This window comes from Roseovarius sp. D22-M7 (assembly GCF_037083785.1).
In the GTDB taxonomy this organism is placed as follows: domain Bacteria; phylum Pseudomonadota; class Alphaproteobacteria; order Rhodobacterales; family Rhodobacteraceae; genus Roseovarius.
In genome coordinates, this window is the sequence record NZ_JBAPKY010000212.1 from 1 (window position 1) to 696 (window position 696).

Sequence of the window (696 nt, forward strand, 5' to 3'; positions counted from 1 at the left end):
ACGAAGTCCATCGACCAGCGCTGGTTGGGGCGCAAGGCCACAGGCATCGGCGACCGGCTGCCGCGAGCGCGCTTGCGGCCGCGTCTGCGGCGGACCGACAGGCCTTCCTCCCGATACAGGCGGTAGAGCTTCTTGTGGTTCATCGTGATCCCCTTGCGTTCGAGCAGGATGCCGATCCGGCGATAGCCGAACCGCCGCCGCTTCTCGGCGATCTCACCCATTTCCTTGCGGATGTCCGGGTTGTCGGGCGGGCGCTCGCGCCGCACCGTCTTCGGATCGACACCGACCAGGGCGCAGGCCCGGCGCTGCGAGATGTCATGATCCCGCATCGCCCGGAGCGCTGCATCCCGCCGCGCCATCGGCGTCGTCAGGGTTTTCCCAGGAGGTCCTTCAGCACGACGTTGTCGAGCATCGTATCCGCCAGCAGCCGCTTCAACTTCGCGTTCTCATCCTCGAGCTGCTTCAGCCGCTTCGCGTCAGACAGGTCCATCCCACCATACCTGGCCTTCAGCTTGTAGAACGTCGCAGGGCTCAACCCGTGCTTCCGGCACAGCTCGGCCGTCGGCATACCGGCCTCCTGTTCCTTGATCATCCCGATAATCTGCGCCTCGGTGAACCGGCTTTTCCTCATGTCGTCTGCTCCTTCAGGTTGGGCAGACTCTACATCAGAGCGAGGGAACTTCCGGGGGGCAGGTC

General features: G+C 64.8%; 1 pseudogene. It reads right to left on the reverse strand.

The window, feature by feature from the left end:
• Nucleotides 1-631, reverse strand: a pseudogene (locus tag V8324_RS22195) (transposase); the annotation flags it as partial.
• Nucleotides 632-696: the final 65 nt, after the last annotated feature.